This window comes from Brooklawnia sp. (genome assembly GCF_032229645.1).
Taxonomy (GTDB): Bacteria; Actinomycetota; Actinomycetes; order Propionibacteriales; family Propionibacteriaceae; genus Brooklawnia.
Genome location: NZ_JAVTWX010000015.1, coordinates 1 through 19265, shown reverse-complemented (window position 1 = coordinate 19265; position 19265 = coordinate 1). Strand labels below are relative to the sequence as shown.

Sequence of the window (19265 nt, the reverse complement as noted above, 5' to 3'; positions counted from 1 at the left end):
CCCGGCCTCGACGGCGGAAGCCGTTTCGAGGTCGAGGCGGCTGCGCACCTCCCGGACTATCGCCTGCACGGTACGCGTGGAGTGCTTCAGCAGTACCCGTTGGCCCTTCCGCAGCGGCGCACTGTCCATCCAGCACAGCGTGCCGTCGATGGTCACGGTGGGTTCGGGTGCGTCGCCGACCGAGCTGATCAAGGCCCCGCGGGCCAGATCGAACTCGCCGTCCAACTGGATCGCCACGGACTGACCCGCCACGGCCCGCTCGACGGCGCGCTCGCCGATGTTGATCGTCCGCACCCGGGTGCGCCAGCCCTCTGGCAGGATCGCGACTTCGTCGCCCACACTCACCGAACCCGACGAGATGAGTCCCGCGTACCCGCGATACTCCCGCAAGCCGGGATCCAGCGCCGAGTCCTGGGGACGCAACGTCAGCTGCACACCGAGCCGGAAGCCGCCGTTCGCGGTGCCGGCGCCGATGTCCAGGGTCTCCAGCAGCCCGAGCAGGCTGGGGCCGGTATACCAGGGCGTGTGCTCGGAGCGCGCAGCAACGTTGTCGCCCTTGAGCGCACTGACCGGAACACAGGTCGTCTGGCGGATTCCGAACGCTGTGGTCACCTCGCCGACCTGCTGCTCGGTGGCGCGGTAGGACGCCTCGTCGTAGCCCACCAGGTCGATCTTGTTCACCGCGACCACGACCCGGGGCACCCGCAGCAGCGCCGCGACCGCCAGGTGACGGCGGGTCTGCTCGAGCACGCCTTTGCGTGCGTCGACCAGCACCACAAGCACATCGGCTGTCGATGATCCGGTGACGGTGTTTCTCGTGTACTGCACATGGCCCGGGCAGTCGGCCAGCACGAAGGCCCGCCGCGCGGTTGCGAAGTAGCGGTAGGCGACATCGATGGTGATGCCCTGTTCGCGCTCGGCGCGCAGCCCATCGGTCAGCAGCGCGAGATCGGCCTGCTCGAGGCTGCGGGCGCGGCTGACTCGTTCGACCGCAGCCAACTGGTCGGCAAGGATCGACTTGGTGTCGTGCAGCAGCCGTCCGACCAGTGTCGACTTTCCGTCGTCGACGCTGCCGGCGGTGGCTAGCCGCAGCAACGAGTGCTCGGTGGCCTGGGTGGTTTCGCTCATCAGAAGTACCCGTCTTTCTTGCGATCCTCCATTGCGGCCTCCGTCAGTTGGTCGTCGGCGCGGGTCGCGCCACGCTCGGTGATTCGCGAGGCAGCGATCTCGTCGATGACCTCGGGTACGCTGCCTGCGTTCGACAGCACCGCGCCGGTGCATGACATGTCGCCGACGGTGCGGTAACGCACCCTCTTCACTTCGACCGGCCGGTCGCCGGGCGGGGTGATCTGTGTGACCGCGAACCACATGCCGTTGTTGTCGAAGACCTCTCGCTGATGGGCGAAGTACAGCTCGGGCAGTTCGATCTTCTCCATGTCGATGTAGGTCCAGACGTCCGTTTCGGTCCAGTTCGACAGCGGGAAGACCCTGACATGCTCGCCGGGCCGGTGCCTGGGGTTATAGAGGTTCCACAGTTCGGGACGCTGATTACGCGGATCCCACTGACCGAACTCGTCGCGCAGGCTGACCACGCGCTCCTTGGCGCGGGCCTTGTCCTCATCGCGCCGCCCACCCCCGAAGACTGCATCGAACCGGTTCTCCTCGATCGCGTCGAGTAGCGGGATGGTCTGCAGCGGGTTGCGGGTGCCGTCGGGGCGCTCGATGAGCCGCCCATCGTCGATGTAGTCCTGGACGCGGGCAACGATCAGCCGTGCTCCGGCGAGCTCGGCCGTCCGGTCCCGATACTCGATGACTTCGGGGAAATTGTGCCCGGTGTCCACGTGCAGCAGCGGAAAGGGGAGCGGGGCCGGCCAGAATGCCTTGCGGGCCAGATGAAGCAGCACCGCGGAGTCCTTGCCACCGCTGAACAGCAGGACCGGGCGCTCAAGCTCGGCAACCGACTCCCGGATGATGTGGATGGCCTCCGCCTCAAGGAGGCTGACATGAGAAAGCGCGGTCATAGGTGAAGCCCGCATTCGGTCTTCGCGACTCCTGCCCATCGTCCGGCCCGGGCGTCTTCACCCGGTTTCGGACGCCGGGTGCACGGCTCGCACCCGATCGAGGGATAGCCATCTGTCAGCAGCAGGTTGATCGGCACCGAGTGCTCTGACGCGTAGCCCAGCAGGTCGTCGAAGCTCCAGGCGACGATCGGGTTGACCTTCACCATCTGATGCGTCTGGTCCCACTCGACCGGAAGGGCATGCGCACGATTGGCGTTGTCCTCACGACGGATGCCGGTCACCCATGCCTCATAGGAGGCCAATTCGGCGTTGATCGGAGCAACCTTGCGCAGGCCGCAGCACAGGCCGGGGTTCCGTTCATACAGCCGGGGGCCGTGCTCGGCGTCCTGTTCGGCGACCGTTTGGGCCGGCTGAACATCCACGACACTCACGTCCATCACTGCGGCGACTGCGTCCCTGGTTCCGATGGTCTCGGCGAAGTGGTAACCGGTCTCCAGGAAGAGCACGTCGACTCCCGGCAGGTAGCGGGCCACCAGGTGCGGCAGTACGGTGTCCCCCGCCATGGAACAGGCCACCGCCAGGCGCCGGCCGAAGGTGTTGGCCGCCCAGGAGGCGATCTCGGGGGCGGAGGCATCCGCCAGGTCCCTCGATGCGCGCTCGACCAGCGTTCTCAGTTCGTCGGCGCTGCGGGTGCGCCCGGGGCCATGCCCTGTCAGCGTGGCGGCCATCAGGCTGCCCCGGGAGATTCGGAGCAACGATGCCGGAGGATGATTCCGCATCGCCGGCATGCGTGATATTCGAAAGTGGGGGACATGAAAAACAGATTATCAGGCATTCGTGCATACTCCTAGCGAATCAAGGTCCGACCGCGCCAATTCGATCGTGGGCGGATGCCTGATCGCAGCATGCAGGTCACGATTCAAAGCCCACCGCTCGGACGATTATCGCGAAGTTTATGCGCGGTTGGCCGTCTCGACAAGGAGCGCCCGGTTTGATCTCGGGCCCTGGAGTGACTATGATCCCCCCATGGACGCCGTCACTCGCCTCGTTGCCACTGTTGGCTCGGGCGTGTCTTCGTGTTGTCCGAACTCAGCACGCCGTTAGCCGCGGAACGCTCAATCCGCCGCCGTCAGCGACTCGGTCGCTGGAGCAGCGCTAGCTGCTGACTTTCGCCCCGGAATCACTTGAAAGTATTCCTCGTATCCCTCACGCGTGAAATTCGTCGCATCAACAAAATTTGCGATTGATGTTTCATGGAGGGTGTCGCTTAGGCAAATTCTGCATGTCCTGAATAAGAAATCCAGGAGCTACTTCTCATGTTCTCTCGTGCTCAATTCACGTCCCGCCTCCGACGATTCGCGGCCGTTGCCGCCCTAGGCATATCGGCGCTCAGTATCAGCGCCTGCTCCAATATTCCCGCCGAGGATGCCAGCGGAACGACGCAGGGTGCGACCACGCTGCAGATCGTCGGCTACGCCGTGCCCGCCGAGGCGAATGCTCGCATCGCGCAGGCTTGGCAGCAGACCGACGCCGGCAAGGATGTCACCTTCCAGACGTCCTATGGCGCCTCGGGCGATCAGAGCCGCAACGTCCTCAACGGCCAGCCGGCCGACTACGTCCATTTCTCGGTCTGGTCCGATGTGACCAGGCTGGTGGACGGCGGCCTGGTCGCCGAGGATTGGGCGGACGGACCGAACCAGGGGATCGTCTCGCAGTCGGTCGTCGTGCTGGCTGTCCGCAAGGGCAATCCGCTTGGCATCACCGGTTGGGATGACCTGACCAAGCCCGGGGTGGAGATCGTCACACCCAACCCCGCATCGTCGGGTGCTGCCCGCTGGAACATCCTGGCCGCCTGGGCGCACATTGCGGCCAACGGAGGCACGGACGAGGAGGCAACCGAGTACCTGCGGAAGGTCTTCGAGAACACCGTGGCGCTACCGGGCAGCGGACGTGACGCCACCACCGCGTTCACGGGTGGTACCGGCAATGTCTTCATCACCTATGAGAATGAGGCGATCCTGGCGCGTCAGAGTGGTCAGGACTTCGACTACATCGTCCCCGATGACACGCTACTGATCCAGAATCCCGGTGCGGTGCTCAAAGACAGTGGCTCCAAGGCCCAACAGTGGCTCGATTTCGTGCTGTCGCCCACCGGGCAGGAGATCTTCGGCGAGGCGGGGTTCCGTCCTCTCGACGGTAGTGTCCCAGCCGAGGTCGTGGGGGCAAATGATCCGGCGAATCCCTATCCGGAGCCGCAGCGGCTCTTCACGGTCGCCGATGATTTCGGCAGCTGGGACGAACTGAGCACGAAGTTCTTCGACACCGACGACGGGCTCATCACCAAGCTGCTCGCGCAGACGGGCAAATCGTGAGCGCCACGGTAGCGGACCGCCGTCGAGCAGACCCTGACTCGGGCACGACCACCACCGCCGTCGCCGATCCGGTGCAACGACCGCGATCCGGCGCTGCGGGCCGGCGTGGCCTGACCAGGTCGGCCGGGCTCGGCCTGGGTGTCTCGGTCCTGTGGCTCAGCCTGCTGGTGCTGATTCCGCTGGCGAGCGTGGTGGGCTCTGCCCTGGCTGGTGGGCCGGCAAAGTTCTGGTCAGCACTGACGAACGCTCAGACTCTCAACGCGATCGGGCTGACGGTCTCGGTCGCCGTGGGCGTGGCGGTCGTGAACGCGATCATCGGCACCGTCGTCGCGTGGGTTCTGGTGCGTGACCGGTTCGTCGGGCGTGCGGTACTCGACGTCATCATCGATATCCCATTCGCGTTGCCGACGATCGTTGCCGGGCTGGTGCTGCTCTCCCTTTACGGGCCACGCAGCCCGGTGGGCATCAACATCGCCAACACGCAGGCGGCGGTGGCGCTGGCCGTCTTGTTCGTCACGTTACCGTTCGTCGTCCGGTCGGTGATGCCGGTGCTCGAGTCACTCGAACATGATGTCGAGGAGGCTGCCAGTTCTCTGGGCGCGAGCAACTGGACGGTCTTTTGGAAGCTGATCTTTCCCAGTCTGATTCCGGCCATCGCCTCGGGCGCAGCGCTCTCGTTCGCTCGCGGCATCAGCGAGTACGGCTCGTTGGTGCTGCTCAGTGGCAACATGCCGAACCGCACCGAGGTCGTTTCGGTGCGGGTGCTGTCCTACATCGAGAACGGCGATCTTGCCTCCGCCGCGGCGATCGCGACGGGCATGCTCGTCATCGCGCTTGCCGTGCTGATCCTGATCGATCTCCTGCAGCGAAAGGCCGTCCGTCGTGATTCGTGAATCCCGTCCGGTCAGACTTGGCCTGCGGACGCTGGTGGTGGTTTACCTCGCCCTGCTCGTCTTGGTGCCCATCGTGATGGTCGTGATCAATACCTTCTCCGGGGGCTTGACGAACCTGGCCACCGCGTTCTCGAGTCCGGCGGTGACCACCGCATTGCGCTTGACCGGGATCGTGACGTTCTGGTCAGTCGTTCTCAACTTGGTCTTCGGCGTGGGTATCTCGCTGCTGCTCGTCCGATACGACTTCGCCGGCAAACGATTGCTGTCCGCGCTGGTCGACCTACCACTGTCGGTTTCTCCGGTGGTCGTCGGCCTCGCGCTGATGCTCGTCTACCGCCGCGACGCCCCGGTGGGTTCGTTCTTGTACAGCATCGGTTACCAGATCATCTTTGCCACACCCGGTCTGGTGCTGGCCACCGTCTTCGTCGCTTTCCCACTGGTGGTCCGCGAGATCGTGCCGGTACTCACCGAACTCGGGGACGAGCAGGAGCAGGCCGCCCGCAGCCTCGGCGGCAATGGCTGGCAGGTCTTCTGGAGGATCACCCTGCCCAGCATCAAGTGGGCGGTGGTCTACGGCATCGTCCTAGCACTGGCCAGGAGCCTTGGCGAGTTCGGGGCAGTCAAGGTGGTGTCGGGCAACATCGCACTGCGTACCCAGACGGCAACCCTGGTGGTCGAAGAGACCTACGGGAACTTCCAGGAGGGAACCGCCTACGCCGTCGCCTTCTTACTCACGGCCGCTGCTGTGGCCTGCATCACCTTCGTGTCCGTCGTCCGACCGAAAGAGGCAAGATCATGACCATCGAAGTACTGGGTGTGAACAAGAACTTCGGCGACTTCGTCGCCCTGCACGACATCAATCTGAGCTTCGGCTCCGGAAAACTGACCGCCTTGCTGGGGCCGTCCGGCGGCGGCAAATCGACCCTGCTGCGGATTATCGCGGGACTGGAGGAAGCAGACACCGGAACGGTCAGCATCGAGGGGGTCGATGCCACCAACCTGCCGGCCCGCAAGCGCAATGTCGGATTCGTCTTTCAGCACTACGCCGTCTTCAAGCACATGTCGGTCGCCAAGAACGTCGCCTTCGGGCTCGAGATCCGCAACAAGCCCAAGCCCGAGATCCGCAAGCGTGTCCACGAATTGTTGGAGCTGGTTCACCTCGAGCAGTTCGCCCAGCGGCTGCCGTCGCAGTTGTCCGGCGGTCAACGCCAGCGGATGGCGTTGGCTCGGGCGCTTGCTGTGGAACCGAAGGTGTTGCTGCTGGACGAGCCCTTCGGTGCTCTGGACGCCCAGGTTCGCAAAGAGCTGCGCGAGTGGCTGCGCAATCTGCACGACGAAGTCCAGGTAACCACCTTGTTCGTCACCCACGATCAGCAGGAGGCACTGGAAGTGGCCAACGAGGTCGTGGTGATCAACCAGGGCAGGATTGAGCAGATCGGCAGCCCTATCGACCTCTACGACTCACCTGCGAACCGCTTCGTGATGGGTTTCCTCGGTGAGGTCACCACGCTGGGTGGTGATCTGATCCGCCCACACGACATCGTGGTGCGCACCAGTCCGGCGCCGGGGACTGCTGCCGGGCGGATCGTGCGCTATCAGCGGGTCGGTTTCGAGGTGCGGCTCTACGTTCGGCCGGACGGTGCGGTGCCTGAGGACGGCGACGTGGTGATCACCCTCACCCGCACCTTCGCCGACGCACTCGGACTTGAGTTGGGGACCGCGGTCTGGCTCGAACCCGAACGCGGAGCGAAGACCGTTCCGGCGGCCGCCAGGTCGCAGACCGAATGGCTGCCGGCCGCCGACCGATCCGGCGAGGGCTCAGCGGTCGCTGTGGGGGCGGTTGCCTGAGGACGCCGTGCTCCCAGCCGCCGGGGGGGTGAGCGCCGGGCCCTGCTCTTGGCACCCGGCCGGGCCGGTTCGGGCACAATGGGCAGGTGAGCATGAGCCGTATCCCGGTCTTCAGCCGGGCGAGTCAGGACTCGCCGCTGCCCAAGCAGGTGGGCATCGTGGTCAATCCGCTCAGCAACCACGCGAGCAGCGCGATCTCCGAGATCGTGCGGCAGTGCCGCGATTCGCACGTTCCGACCCCGCGCTCCTACACCACGACATCGGCAGATCCGGGCAGCGGGCAGGCCCGTCAGGCCCTCGGCGAGGGTGCGGAACTGGTCATCGCGATCGGCGGCGACGGAACCGTGCGCGAGGTGGCCGATTCGCTGGCCGGTACACAGGCCAGACTCGGCATCATCGCGCTGGGCACCGGTAACGTGCTCGCGTCCAATCTGGGGCTGACGAGGCTGACGATCCCCGAGCAAGTAGCCACGGCATTGCGCGGCCCGCACGCCTGTCTCGATCTGGGACGAGCGCATCTGCGCACGACCGGCGGTGACGAATACTGCGAGCCATTTCTGACCATGGCCGGTATCGGGCGGGATGCGCTCACCGTGCAGCGAACCGGGATGATCGCCAAGAAACGCACCGGGTGGGCCGCCTACGCGATCTCCGGGATGATGGAGGCGCTGCGTCCGCCCATCGGGATGGACGTCCAGCTGGATGACCGTCCGCCTGCGAGCATGCGCTACTGGACCGTGCTGGCGGGCAACACCCCGGCAGTGCTCGGTGGAGTGCTGGTCTATCCGGGAGCCCTGGTCGATGACGGCCGGCTCGAGGTGCTCCAGGTGCCGCTCACGCGTCCCGACCAGTGGCTACCCGTCGCGATCAAGGGCCTGACCGGTCATGATCGTCCGGTTGCCGCGCTGCGCTATACGAGCGCCACGAGGCTGCGTGTGCGACCCCATCATCCGCTGCCTGTCCAAGTCGACGGCGATGTCGTCGAGGATGTCACCGAACTCGACGTGAGCGTTCGGGAGTGTTGTGTGCAGGTGCAGCTTCCACCGACGGCAGAGACCAAGACCGAGCAAAGCTGAGCGAGGCATCCGTCTTCGCAATAAGGTGGAGAGGCCGGATACGGCGTTGTACGACGGCGAGTGAAAGGATCAGCGTCACGTGAGCGATTCTGTGCGTATCACCGGATTGGGTAGTGAATTCGAGGTGCCCGTTGTTGCCTCGACCCAGGGCCCGGCAGGACTTGACATCAGTCGGTTGCTGTCGAAGACCGGTTACACCACATACGACGACGGGCTGGCTAATACCGCGTCGACCAGGTCGGCGATCACCTACATCGACGGTGATGCCGGCATCCTGCGCTACCGTGGCTACCCGATCGAGCAGTTGGCCAAGGAATCGACCTTCTTGGAAACCGCCTATCTGGTGATCTACGGAGAGTTGCCGACCGCCGCCGAGCTGGCCGACTGGGAGGACCGCATTCGCCGCAAGACGATGGTCGACGAGCGGATGCGTGAGTTCTTCGGCATGTTCCCGCGCCGGTCGCACCCCATGCCGGTGCTTGCCAGCGGCCTGATGATGCTCTCGACATTCAGCTTCGACTCCATCGGCGACAACCCGGAGGCCGTTGAGAAGGCCACGGAAAGGCTGCTCGCGAAGGTCCCAACGCTGGCCGCCTACGGCTACAAGAACTCGCGCGGCGAGGCGATGCTGTATCCCGACAACTCACTCAGCTATGTCGAGAACTTCTTGCGGATGAGCTTCGGGTATCCGACCGAGCCATATGTCTTTCACGATGAGATCACCCGGGCCTTGGATGTGCTGCTGATTCTGCACGCCGATCACGAACAGAACTGTTCGACATCGACGGTTCGGCTGATCGGGTCGTCGGGGGCGAACATCTACGCGTCGGTGGCCGGCGGGGTGAATGCGCTGTCGGGGCCGCTGCACGGCGGGGCCAACCAGGCTGTTGTCGAGATGCTGGCCGCGATCAAGGACTCCGGGATCTCGGTCACCGAATACGTGCAGCAGGTCAAGGACAAGAAGGCCGGCATCAAGCTGATGGGCTTCGGTCACCGCATCTACAAGAACTACGATCCGCGCGCCGCGATCATCAAGGAGCATGCGGATGCGGTCATGAATCTGAAGGCCGGACGCCGGGATCTGCTGGAGATCGCCCAAGAGCTGGAACAGGCCGCACTGGGGGACGACTACTTCACCGAGCGCAAGCTCTACCCGAACGTCGACTTCTATTCGGGATTGATCTACGAGGCGATGGGCTTCCCGAAGGAGATGTTCACCGTCCTGTTCGCGATCGGTCGGCTGCCTGGCTGGATCGCCCAGTGGCGCGAGTTGCGGTCGAATCCGAAAGCGAAGATCGGACGCCCGCGTCAGATCTACATCGGGGAGTCGGAGCGGACCTACGTGCCCCTCCAAGATCGCGACTGAGCAGTAAGCCGCCCCCTGACCGGGCTCGGGTCGCCCTGCTCCGTGCCCCGGTCGCAGGCCCTGTTCCCGCGCCCGATCTGTCACACCCGCCAGCTTCTCGCGCCCAGAATGCAAACCCGCGCCCGAAATATCGGGCGCGGCTTCGCAGATCGGGCGCGAGAATTCAGAGAACCACCCGCTAGCTGCTAGCTCGCTGCGGCGGTAGGGACTCACCTGGTGCTCGAGGAGGAAAGGAACTGCTGGTACCTCAAGTCGAGCGCGTCGCGATCAGGTCGTTGAGCCTTGTGTTTGGGCAAAACCATCAACGAACGGCCATGGAACTCTTGGATGCCGTGGCGCAGCATAGGACCGTCGATTTCATTCAAGACATCATGGTTGATTTCGATGGTCAGATCAGGCGTGATTCCGATCAGGCCGGAGTCGTAGGCGCCGTGATGCATCTTGCAGAGCGAGAGGCCGTTCGCCACAGTCGGTAAGCCGCCCTCGGCGTCCGGGGTGATGTGAGCTGCGTCGAGCAGCGACGCATGCCCGAAACGGCAAACGGCGCATTTGCAGGTATACGCATCAAGGACGGCCGCGCGGAACGGAGCTTGGTGCAGTCGTTGCCTCGTTTCGCGGCTGGCATAAGCCAATTGGATGTCGATGCCTGGGTAAGTCATATCGATGGAATCGAGTTGTTGAACGGCGTCGACCGCGACGACAAATTGGTGTTGTTCGGCTTCCTCCCGGACGAGGTAGACGGGATAGATCGCGACATATCGTCCGCGATCGAATGCGCGAAACCAGATCAGCGGCAGCTTGTGCGTCATTGCGGCGCGCAGCGCCCGGTTGTCTGCCTGCTCAGGATCGGTGCCACGCCATTTGTAGCGCCCTAACCCATCGGGGCCGATATCCGCGTCGTCATAGGGACGCTCTCGCGATGGTGGTGTGAAGGTCGTTGAGATGGACAAAGCCGCAGACAGTTGCCGGGGCTTCCAAATGCCGGTCTGAGCACCCATGAGCCGTAGGCGGTCTCCGTGATACTCGAACTGTTCATTCCGGGTGAAGTAAATGGCGTCGTGTTCTAAACGGCTCTTGAGATGACGCATGGCCTCGGCGCGCACCGCCAATTCGAGGGCGAGGTCCATGGTCAACAGGATAGCTGTGTCAACCGGTGGCGGCTAGGAAACAACGGGTGTGCTGGAATGCCGTACGGCGACCCGATGGTTACCAGATGGCGCTCACCGGGGGCGCCAACCAGGGGCGATCTACTTGTTACGCCGCGTGTTGGCACCCCGTGTAGCTGTTTTGGTACCAGCGTGAGGTACGCCCGGGATCGACGACGTCGTCCACGATGAGCAGCTTGGGGTCGCGGATCGAGTCGGTGCCGAGCATCCGTGCCAGCAGAACCCGCTGGTGAATCCTCGTCGGTCAACTGAAAAATGAAGCGATGGTCATTTATGGCTGAGACAATCACAGTTGTACCGAGCGTGGCCGGCGGCGGTCAGGCTTGAAATCTGACAGAGAGGGGATGTTGTGGCCGGCTATATCAGGTTTGGCCCAGGGATCATCGCTGAGTTGGCGACGAATCATCCGCTTAAGGTGCTTTCGCTTGAGCTTATTGGTGGCGTGGACAGGTATCTCGATTATTCTGTGACGATCAGGTGCAGAGAGTTCTCTGGAAAGAGCTCCTTTACGGTGATGGAACGCGATTTGAATGAGTTCGCTGAGAGCTTGTCGTCGTCGCGAGGTGGCGAGATATATGATACTGACTCTGAGGCATACATCAAGATCGTGGGCCCAGATCATCTTGGCCACGTCGCTGTCGACGCGCGCGTTGGTGGCGATTTGGGTAATTGGCGTGGGGTATGAGGTTGACGATGGTGCCCTTGGCACTGGAAAGTTCGAGGTCCTGTACGATCCGAGCACGAACATTTTGAGGATCGCTCCTCCGGATGTGGCTTGACCAGGCTTGCGGGCCCATCCTGAGCGATACATCGCCCAGAGGAATGAAGGCTTTATCCACGTCATACGATCAAGTTTGAACGGGGTGCCGCTAAAAGTGCCGCTCGCCGCAGCCGGTCGGCCTATCTGCGGCGAATATGCCTGATAGGCCGTGATCGTGAAGTCATCAAATAAAGCACGGATGTCTCGCAAGGACGGCACAGGGCAATCGTACATCAGAATGCCCTAGGATGAAGCTAAGACGGTGCTTGGGTGAGAGTTCTCTAGAAGCGAGCTCGCCCACCGATATTGACGCGTGCAGATAGTTGCCGGAGTAGTGTCGACGACAAGTAGGTGAAGGATGTGGCAGGACCAGATCGGCGAAGCAGTAGCGACCTGAAGATGAATAACTCAAGGGATTCTAGGAGTGGCAAGGTCGTGGTCAGTTCGTTTTGTTGGGACGCCCCGTTTTCCCGCTGGCTCTTGGTCCTCTGTCGGGCATTGGTGTGGGGTGAGCCATGGCGTGATCGCTTGGGTGTTATGACCAATGACTTGATGGATTGGGTCGGGGGTGAGCCCGAGTCAGCCGAATTGGTAATTGTCCTTGACCGATTTGATCAAGACGTTCGTTCTTCGGCGTTGCAAGCGGCTTTTGGGCGCCTATGGGAGTCCCTCGGGTATCAGTCTCTCGAGCGGGACCAGCTGCTAGCCTTGCTAGCATTGTATATGTTGCGAGATTCACAAACTGATGACGAGCTCCTTGAGACCGTACGAAATGAGTGGAAGCTTACGGATGAATTTGAACTAACGGAGCTCCCGAGCGCAGTGACGGGGCTGATCTATGGAAATGATCTTTTGGAAGATGGGGTTGGTCCGTACGCGGTCGCGGGCATGATGCGTGCCAAATTGGCTCAGGACAAGGAGGCATTGCGAGACTTCAAGGAGGAGGTTCTGTTTTCTCGCTTGGCGCGGTCGCCATGGATTCTGCCGTGTTTGCGATGCGCGCAGGCTAGTGACCTGGTTCTTGCGCTGCACAGTAGCAAGGCAAAATGATCATGGTCATGTCGAGTGCCAGTTCGCGATGGTCAGGCCTGAAATCGGGAAGGGAAGAATGTTGTGGTCAGCTATATCAGGTTCGATCCGGGGATTATCGCTGAGGTGTCGATGAACGATTCATGAGGTCGGGTCGGTTGGGGTTGAATCACGCCATGGATAATTTTCAAGATGTGCTGTTGTCCTATTTTCGAGCGCATCCTTTGGTGGGTCTGATTCTCCCGGATGGTTGGTTTGGGAGGCCGTACGATAGCATACTGGAATACCAATCCGTACAGGCTGTGCGTGGCAATTATCTCCTGAATTTCGACGGCGGTGAAAGCATTGAGATAGTGGGGAATCCAGTTCTTGTCTTGCGGGAGCGATCGCTTGTTGTCAGTGAATTTGAGCAAGTAGACTGGCGCTGGGTTTCGTATGGCAGTAGTCAGGAAAACCACTCGCAATATGTGGAAGGCGAAGTTGTATTTATGGGATGACGCGCGTCTACGATGAGACTGCCGGGGTCACCGGGGGTTGTGCCGACCAGGGGAAGACGATCCACTTGTCGGTCTGCTTCCAGACGAAGTCGGGTTGAATGATGGTGGTCGGCTTCGCGTAGATGACTGCGCTGCGTACATCGGCGCCGAAGCCGCGCAGCAGTTTCAGGACCAGCGCGAGGGTGCGTCCCGAATCGACGACATCGTCCACGATCAGCAGCTTGCGATCGCGGATGGAGTCGGTGTCGAGCATCGGTGCCAGCAGGATCGGGTCGGGCAGCGTCTCTTCGACATCGGTGTAGAACTCGACATTGATCGCGTCGGTGAGCTTGACGCCCAGCGCATAGGTGAGCGCGCCGGCTGGAATCATGCCGCCACGAGCCACTGCGATAATGACCTCCGGACGGAAACCCGAGTCGGCCACCAGCTGCGCGAGTTCTCGGGATCCGTCTCCGAAACCCCGCCACGTCAGGATTTCGGTGTTCTCGAGCTGATCGGAGTCCGCATGGTAGGCCGTCATGGGCAAATAGTAGCCAGTCTTCGTAGCTGGCGGTGGTGGCGATGCCCTGCGCGTTGTAGATCTGCGTGACGGCAGCCATGTCGGCGGGCCGGGCATCTCGGGCGGCTATAGGCGCGGAGTCATGGTACGGCCCGGTTGCGATAAGATTCTGTAGGATTCTCGGCGCTCATGGCAGACGCTGAGCGGATCTACTGCAAAGGAAACAACGTGAGCAATTTCACCTGGACCGACGAAGACCGCCGGGCAGTCGACACCGCGCGTGTGCTGGCCGCCGATGCGGTGCAGAAGGTCGGCAATGGCCACCCGGGCACGGCGATCTCGCTTGCTCCGGTCGCCTACCTGCTTTACCAGAAGGTCATGAAGACCGATCCGAACGATGACAAGTGGATCGGACGCGACCGCTTCGTGCTGTCGGCAGGACACGCCTCGATCCTTCAGTACACCCAGCTCTACCTCGGCGGGCTCGGTCTCGAACTGGACGACATCAAGTCGCTGCGCACCTTCGGGTCGCGCACCCCGGGGCATCCGGAGTACGGGCACACCAAGTTCGTTGAGACCACGACCGGTCCGCTGGGTGCAGGCGTCAGCAATGCTGTTGGCATGGCGATGGCGGCCCGTCGTCAGCATGGTCTCTACGCGCCCGACGCCGAAGGCGAAACCCCCTTCGACTATTTCGTGTACTCCATTCTTGGGGACGGCTGCATGCAAGAAGGCGTGCAGGCCGAGGCCGCATCGCTGGCGGGAACCCAGGAGCTGGGCAACCTGATCATGATTTACGACGAGAACCGGATCTCGATCGAGGGCGACACCAAGATCTCGTTCGGCGAAGATGTCTCGAAGCGCTACGAGGCCTACGGCTGGGATGTGCAGACCATCGACTGGACCAACGGTGGCACTCATTACGCCGAAGATGTCGAGGCGCTCTACGATGCGATCGTCGCGGCCCAGAAGGTGACCGACAAGCCGTCGCTGATTCACCTGAAGACCATCATCGCCTGGCCGCTGCCGAACCTGCAGGGTAGTGAGAAGACTCACGGTGCTGCGCTCGGTGCTGCCGAGATCACCGCGGTCAAGCAGTTGCTCGGATTCACCGACGAACCCTTCGCCATCGAGGATTCCGTGGTCGACTACACCCGGGCTCAGCTGGCTGCCAAGGGTGAGGCCGATCGCGCGGCCTGGGACGCAAGCTTCGCAGCATGGCAGCAGGCTTACCCCGAGCAGGTCAAGCTGCTCGATCGCGTGCTGGCCAAGAAGCTGCCGGACGATCTGAAATTGCCGGCCTTCGAGGCCGGTTCGAAGGCTACCCGTGCGGCCTCCTCCGATGTGCTGTCGGCGCTGGCATCCCAGCTGCCCGAGCTGTGGGGCGGCTCGGCCGATCTCGCGGGTTCGAACAACACCACCATGAAGGGTGAGCCGAGCTTCCTGCCGGCCGACCGCACGAACGATGAGTGGCCGGGCGGTCCGTATGGACGCACGCTGCACTTCGGCGTCCGCGAGCATGCGATGGGCGGCATCGTCAACGGCATCAACGTGGGCGGGCTGACCCGGGCCTACGGCGGCACGTTCTTCGTCTTCGCCGACTACATGCGTCCGCCGGTTCGACTTGCCGCGCTGTCGGGATTCCCGAGCATCTTCGTGTGGACGCACGATTCGATCGGTGTCGGCGAGGATGGTCCGACCCATCAGCCGATCGAGCACCTGGCCGCCTACCGGGCGATCCCGGGGCTGGCGATCGTTCGTCCGTCGGACGCCAACGAGACCGCGATCGCGTGGCGTGAGATCCTCAAGCTGACCGATCAGCCGGCCGGTTTGATCTTGACTCGCCAGAACACCCGCATCGTCGATCGCAGCAGCGGCGAGTTCGCCTCGGCCGAGGGCGTTGCCAAGGGTGCGTACGTGCTCAAGGAGGCCAGCGCTGCCCCGCAGCTGATCCTGATCGGCACCGGCTCTGAGGTCGAGGTCGCCCTGGACGCCCAGGCCGTGCTTGAGACCGAGGGCGTGCCGACTCGCGTCGTGTCGATGCCGTGCCAGGAATGGTTCGACGCGCAGCCCGAAAGCTACCGCGACGAGGTGCTGCCGCCCGAGGTCAAGGCTCGCGTGAGCGTCGAGGCGGGCATCGCGCAGGGCTGGCAGAAGTACGTCGGCGACAAGGGCCGTTCGGTCTCGATCGAGCACTACGGTGCGTCCGGCAAGGGCACGCTGCTGTTCACCGAATTCGGGCTCACGTCGGACGCGGTCGTCGCCGCAGCCAAGGAGTCGCTGCAGGCGTAAGTACCTGTCTACTGAAGAGACAAACGAAACGTGGGGCCGTCCGGGGGGCGGCCCCACATCGCACAACAGACGAAGAAAAATGGATGCGTCCGAACTAAGCACACCTCACGACCGGTATAGGGCAGGCAGACGCGACCCCCGAAGGCGTCGACGGCGATTCGCCGGGCCGTTCCGGCAGACGCACCGGCGATTCACGCGATTGTGGAGGCGGCGTACCGCGATCAGTCGGCGACGGGGTGGACGACCGAGGCCGACATTCTTGCCGGCAAGCGCACTCGTCCGGAAGCGATCGACGAGCAGATCAGCAGGCCGGACTCGATGACGCTGGTCGCCTGTGACCGGGGCGATGACACAATCCTCGGTACCTGTTACATCGAGAAGCAGGACGGCCACGGATATTTCGGAATGTTCGCAGTCGATCCCAAGGCCCAGAGCCAAGGCATCGGACGAGCGTTGTTCGATGCCGCCGAGCGCATCGCCACCGATGACTGGCAGCTGGACCGGATGCAGATGACCGTGATCGCGCAACGGGACGACCTGATTGCGTGGTACGAGGCGATCGGCTACGTCCGCACAGGGGAGACCGAGCCGTTTCCGGGAGCCGATACGTCGACCCCGCTGATCGACGATATTCACATGGTCGTGCTGGAGAAGCCGTTATCTCTTGCCCGGTGAGGTGAGGGATTGAGGCGGGTCACCGCGTCGCGCCAGAGCAGAACGCCACTCACGATGCCCTGAGATTGCCGACTGTCTCGAGGGTTCTACGCTCGACATATGAGCGATGCACACGATGAGGTGAGCAGGGCGGTTTCGGCAGCCCGGACTCGTTTCGACTCCGGCACGACGCGTCCGCTGGCGGCGCGTAAGAAGAACCTGCGGGCGCTACGCAGGCTGCTCGTCGAAAACGAGAATGCTCTCGCGGACGCGGTGCAAGAAGATCTGGGCAAGTCGCGCACGGAGACCGGACTGATGGAGATCAGCGTCGTTGTGGGTGAGATCTCGTACGCGTTGCGCCACCTGCGCCGCTGGCGGCGTTTGAAGCCCGTCACGCTGCCGGCAACTCTGTGGCCCGCGCACGCGCATCTGAGGCCGGAGCCGTTGGGGGTGGTGCTGATTCTGGCGCCGTGGAACTACCCGATTCAGCTGCTGCTCGCACCGCTGGTCGGTGTGCTGGCTGCGGGTAACGCTGCCGTTCTCAAACCGAGCTCGCAGGCTCCCGCGACCGCTGCCATGCTGATCAAACTCATTCCGCAGTACTTCCGCGATGGGGCAGTGACGATCGTGGATGGTGCGGCCGCGCGGGCGGGCGGGCTTGTCTCGCGGCGGTTCGACCACATCGTCTTCACCGGCAGCGCGGAGTTCGGGCATGAGGTGCTGCGGGCAGCGGCTGAGCACTTGACCCCGGTGACCTTGGAATTGGGCGGCAAGTCGCCGGCCTGGTTCGACGATGACCGGCACATCGATGTGGCGGCGAAGCGATTGGCGTGGGCGAAATTCAGCAACGCCGGGCAGACCTGCGTAGCCCCGGATTATGTGATGACCACCCCTGATCGGGTCGATGCGTTGGTGGCAGCGTTGCGCCGGGCGATCGCGGACCTGTGGGGGAGTGATCCGCGGACGAATCCGGACTATGGCCGGATTGTGAGCGCGAAGCATGTGGACCGTCTCGCATCGTATCTGGACGATGTCGATGTGCGCGTCGGCGGTCAGTTCGATCGTGACGAGCGGTATGTCGCGCCCACGGTGGTTGTCGTGGGGCAGGGCGGGTCCGTGGTGGGGCCGGACGCTGCGGTCGCGGTGATGCGTCAGGAGATCTTCGGGCCGGTGCTGCCGGTGGTACCGGTTGTGTCGCCGCACGCCGCCGCCGATGCGATCAACGGATGTGAGAAGCCGCTGGCCATGTACATCTTCAGCGGTTCGAGGCGGACGAGAAAGCTGTTCGAGCGGGCAACCTCGTCCGGGTCCCTGGTCTACGGGGCAGCGCTGGTGCAGCTTGCATCGTCCCGGCTGCCGTTCGGTGGAGTCGGTGGCTCAGGGATGGGCGCCTACCACGGCGAGTATTCGTTCAAGACGTTCTCGCATGTCAAGCCTGTGCTGACCAAGCCGGTGCGGCCCGACACCTTGCGCCTGGCGCAACCGCCCTATCTGGAGCCGTGGACCGGGCTGGTTCAGCATCTGATGCGTCGGGGCTGATGGACGAGGCGGAGTTGCCGACCAGGGAGATGAGAGAATATATCGTATGGTGCAACGATGGGGGATAGGTCAGAGCGGCATCTCGCTGGGATTCGGAGCCTACTTCTTATGGGGCCTCTTCCCGCTGTACTTCAAGCTGCTCTCACGATCCGGGGCGTTTGAGGTCGTCGCCTACCGGATCACCTGCTGCTTGCTGTTTTGCGTGCTCGTGGTCGCGTTGACCCGCGGGTGGCGGCAGATCGGCGAGGTGCTGCACAATCGGCGTGCGGTCGTGATACTGGCCGGTGCCGGATTGCTCGTTTCATTGAACTGGACGCTGTATGTCTGGGGCGTCAACAACGGGCACGCGATCGACGCGTCGCTTGGATACTTCATCAATCCGCTGATGAGTGCGGCGTTGGGCGTTGTGTTACTCGGGGAGAAGATGCGCCGCGCCCAATGGGTTGCCTTCGCGATCAGCGCTCTTGCGGTAGTCGTTCTCGTGGTTGGTTATGGCAGTGTGCCGTGGGTGGCGCTCGGGCTGGCGTCCACATTCGCGCTATACGGGCTGATGAAGAAGAAGGTCGGCGCAGGAGTGCCGGCGTTGCCCGGTCTAGCGATCGAGACGAGCGCGGCTACGCCGTTCGCGCTCGGATACCTGATATATCTGGGTGTCGTCGGAGCCAATACAGTTCATCTGGACGGCTACGCAGCAGTGATCGCGTTGGCCGGACCGGTGACGGCGATCCCGTTGCTGCTCTTCGCGTCGGCGTCGGCAAAGGTGCCGCTGAGCACCATGGGCATCTTGCAATATGTCTGCCCGATCCTGCAGTTCTTGATCGCCTGGCTGATCTTCGGTGAACAGATGCCGCCCGCCCGGTGGCTCGGTTTCGCGATCATCTGGGTCGCCGTGGCGATCTTCGTCGTGGACGCCCTGGTGCACTCCCGCCAGGTGATCGTCAAGCAAGCCGACGAGGTGGACGCCGAAGCTGAGTTGGTGGGGAGGTAGTTGGCCTGCCCTGGGTGAATCCTGGGACGGGGTGCAGCCGGGGGCGACAACGGTGTCATGGCCCAGCAAACCGGACTTATCGACCAACGAGGCTTATTCACGCGGTGGCCCAGAAGTGTAGGGCTATTACTGCGGATATCGTGTTGGTGAAGGTGTGGAGTGGCCGGCGGTAGTTGGTGTGCAGGGCACACCGACCGCGATATGCGCAGGTTTTTGTTTCACGTGCCCGCCATCACGGACTTTGACCCGGATCGCATCCAGATAC

General features: G+C 63.0%; 18 protein-coding genes and 1 pseudogene. 12 read left to right on the top strand and 7 right to left on the bottom strand.

The window, feature by feature from the left end; translation table 11 throughout:
- From AAFP05_RS00900 to AAFP05_RS00890, 3 genes are all read right to left on the bottom strand, one after another.
- A partial coding sequence (locus AAFP05_RS00900) for a GTP-binding protein (RefSeq protein WP_341727965.1) occupies positions 1-1128 on the bottom strand: 1128 nt, incomplete at its 3' end.
- Positions 1128-2036 (bottom strand): sulfate adenylyltransferase subunit CysD, encoded by a 909-nt coding sequence (gene cysD / locus AAFP05_RS00895; RefSeq protein ID WP_341727964.1) that lies wholly within the window; start codon positions 2034-2036, stop codon positions 1128-1130. The genes AAFP05_RS00900 and cysD, both read right to left, overlap by 1 nt.
- Entirely contained in the window at positions 2018-2749 is a 732-nt protein-coding gene (locus AAFP05_RS00890; protein ID WP_341727967.1) for a phosphoadenylyl-sulfate reductase, read from the bottom strand. Before AAFP05_RS00890 ends, cysD begins: the two co-directional genes overlap by 19 nt.
- A gap of 588 nt (positions 2750-3337) precedes the next feature.
- On the opposite strand from AAFP05_RS00890, the gene AAFP05_RS00885 reads away from it, so the two are divergent.
- From AAFP05_RS00885 to AAFP05_RS00860, 6 genes are all read left to right on the top strand, one after another.
- Positions 3338-4393, top strand: a complete 1056-nt coding sequence (locus AAFP05_RS00885) for a sulfate ABC transporter substrate-binding protein (protein ID WP_341727963.1) — start codon at positions 3338-3340, stop codon at positions 4391-4393.
- The gene (cysT, locus tag AAFP05_RS00880; protein ID WP_341727962.1) at positions 4390-5286 is read left to right on the top strand and encodes a sulfate ABC transporter permease subunit CysT; all 897 of its coding nucleotides are present in this window, start codon (positions 4390-4392) and stop codon (positions 5284-5286) included. Before AAFP05_RS00885 ends, cysT begins: the two co-directional genes overlap by 4 nt.
- A complete protein-coding gene (locus AAFP05_RS00875) occupies positions 5276-6085 on the top strand; it encodes a sulfate ABC transporter permease subunit (RefSeq protein WP_341727961.1) in 810 nt (269 codons plus the stop codon). Before cysT ends, AAFP05_RS00875 begins: the two co-directional genes overlap by 11 nt.
- Positions 6082-7134, top strand: a complete 1053-nt coding sequence (gene cysA, locus AAFP05_RS00870; RefSeq protein WP_341727960.1) for a sulfate ABC transporter ATP-binding protein — start codon at positions 6082-6084, stop codon at positions 7132-7134. The genes AAFP05_RS00875 and cysA overlap by 4 nt, the downstream gene beginning before the upstream one ends.
- A gap of 92 nt (positions 7135-7226) precedes the next feature.
- On the top strand, positions 7227-8210 hold the full coding sequence (locus AAFP05_RS00865) for a diacylglycerol kinase family protein (RefSeq protein ID WP_341727966.1): 984 nt from the start codon (positions 7227-7229) through the stop codon (positions 8208-8210).
- A 79-nt stretch (positions 8211-8289) separates the two neighbouring features.
- Positions 8290-9576: a citrate synthase gene (locus AAFP05_RS00860; RefSeq protein ID WP_341727959.1), complete on the top strand. Its 1287-nt coding sequence runs from the start codon at positions 8290-8292 to the stop codon at positions 9574-9576.
- Positions 9577-9785: 209 nt separating this feature from the next.
- Here AAFP05_RS00860 and AAFP05_RS00855 read toward each other — a convergent pair whose 3' ends face one another.
- From AAFP05_RS00855 to AAFP05_RS00845, 3 genes and pseudogenes are all read right to left on the bottom strand, one after another.
- Entirely contained in the window at positions 9786-10703 is a 918-nt protein-coding gene (locus AAFP05_RS00855) for an HNH endonuclease (RefSeq protein WP_341727958.1), read from the bottom strand.
- A gap of 175 nt (positions 10704-10878) precedes the next feature.
- Positions 10879-10965 (bottom strand): annotated as a pseudogene (locus tag AAFP05_RS00850) (phosphoribosyltransferase); the annotation flags it as partial.
- 63 nt (positions 10966-11028) lie between these two features.
- Positions 11029-11721, bottom strand: coding sequence for a DUF4291 family protein (locus tag AAFP05_RS00845; RefSeq protein WP_341727957.1), 693 nt, complete (start codon positions 11719-11721; stop codon positions 11029-11031).
- A gap of 318 nt (positions 11722-12039) precedes the next feature.
- On the opposite strand from AAFP05_RS00845, the gene AAFP05_RS00840 reads away from it, so the two are divergent.
- Together AAFP05_RS00840 and AAFP05_RS00835 are read left to right on the top strand one after the other, a co-directional pair.
- A complete protein-coding gene (locus AAFP05_RS00840) occupies positions 12040-12552 on the top strand; it encodes a hypothetical protein (protein ID WP_341727956.1) in 513 nt (170 codons plus the stop codon).
- A gap of 155 nt (positions 12553-12707) precedes the next feature.
- Positions 12708-13028 (top strand): hypothetical protein, encoded by a 321-nt coding sequence (locus AAFP05_RS00835; protein ID WP_341727955.1) that lies wholly within the window; start codon positions 12708-12710, stop codon positions 13026-13028.
- Positions 13029-13035: 7 nt separating this feature from the next.
- Here AAFP05_RS00835 and AAFP05_RS00830 read toward each other — a convergent pair whose 3' ends face one another.
- Complete coding sequence (locus AAFP05_RS00830) at positions 13036-13548, bottom strand: phosphoribosyltransferase (protein WP_341727954.1); 513 nt, start codon at positions 13546-13548, stop codon at positions 13036-13038.
- A 207-nt stretch (positions 13549-13755) separates the two neighbouring features.
- Here AAFP05_RS00830 and tkt point away from each other — a divergent pair, with 207 nt between their 5' ends.
- The 4 genes from tkt (at position 13756) to rarD (ending at position 19000) form a co-directional block, all read left to right on the top strand.
- The gene (gene tkt, locus AAFP05_RS00825; RefSeq protein ID WP_341727953.1) at positions 13756-15819 is read left to right on the top strand and encodes a transketolase; all 2064 of its coding nucleotides are present in this window, start codon (positions 13756-13758) and stop codon (positions 15817-15819) included.
- Between the two features lie 201 nt (positions 15820-16020).
- Entirely contained in the window at positions 16021-16494 is a 474-nt protein-coding gene (locus AAFP05_RS00820) for a GNAT family N-acetyltransferase (protein ID WP_341727952.1), read from the top strand.
- A gap of 99 nt (positions 16495-16593) precedes the next feature.
- On the top strand, positions 16594-18012 hold the full coding sequence (locus tag AAFP05_RS00815) for an aldehyde dehydrogenase family protein (protein ID WP_341727951.1): 1419 nt from the start codon (positions 16594-16596) through the stop codon (positions 18010-18012).
- A gap of 46 nt (positions 18013-18058) precedes the next feature.
- On the top strand, positions 18059-19000 hold the full coding sequence (rarD, locus tag AAFP05_RS00810; protein WP_341727950.1) for an EamA family transporter RarD: 942 nt from the start codon (positions 18059-18061) through the stop codon (positions 18998-19000).
- The last annotated feature ends 265 nt before the right edge of the window (positions 19001-19265 follow it).

Coding starts and splice junctions, on each gene's coding strand:
- cysD (WP_341727964.1), bottom strand. CDS start 2,036: ATGCGGGCTTCACCTATGACCGCGCTTTCTCATGTCAGCCTCCTTGAG.
- AAFP05_RS00890 (WP_341727967.1), bottom strand. CDS start 2,749: ATGGCCGCCACGCTGACAGGGCATGGCCCCGGGCGCACCCGCAGCGCC.
- AAFP05_RS00885 (WP_341727963.1), top strand. CDS start 3,338: ATGTTCTCTCGTGCTCAATTCACGTCCCGCCTCCGACGATTCGCGGCC.
- cysA (WP_341727960.1), top strand. CDS start 6,082: ATGACCATCGAAGTACTGGGTGTGAACAAGAACTTCGGCGACTTCGTC.
- AAFP05_RS00865 (WP_341727966.1), top strand. CDS start 7,227: ATGAGCCGTATCCCGGTCTTCAGCCGGGCGAGTCAGGACTCGCCGCTG.
- AAFP05_RS00855 (WP_341727958.1), bottom strand. CDS start 10,703: ATGGACCTCGCCCTCGAATTGGCGGTGCGCGCCGAGGCCATGCGTCAT.
- AAFP05_RS00840 (WP_341727956.1), top strand. CDS start 12,040: ATGACCAATGACTTGATGGATTGGGTCGGGGGTGAGCCCGAGTCAGCC.
- AAFP05_RS00835 (WP_341727955.1), top strand. CDS start 12,708: ATGGATAATTTTCAAGATGTGCTGTTGTCCTATTTTCGAGCGCATCCT.
- AAFP05_RS00830 (WP_341727954.1), bottom strand. CDS start 13,548: ATGACGGCCTACCATGCGGACTCCGATCAGCTCGAGAACACCGAAATC.
- AAFP05_RS00815 (WP_341727951.1), top strand. CDS start 16,594: ATGAGCGATGCACACGATGAGGTGAGCAGGGCGGTTTCGGCAGCCCGG.
- rarD (WP_341727950.1), top strand. CDS start 18,059: ATGGTGCAACGATGGGGGATAGGTCAGAGCGGCATCTCGCTGGGATTC.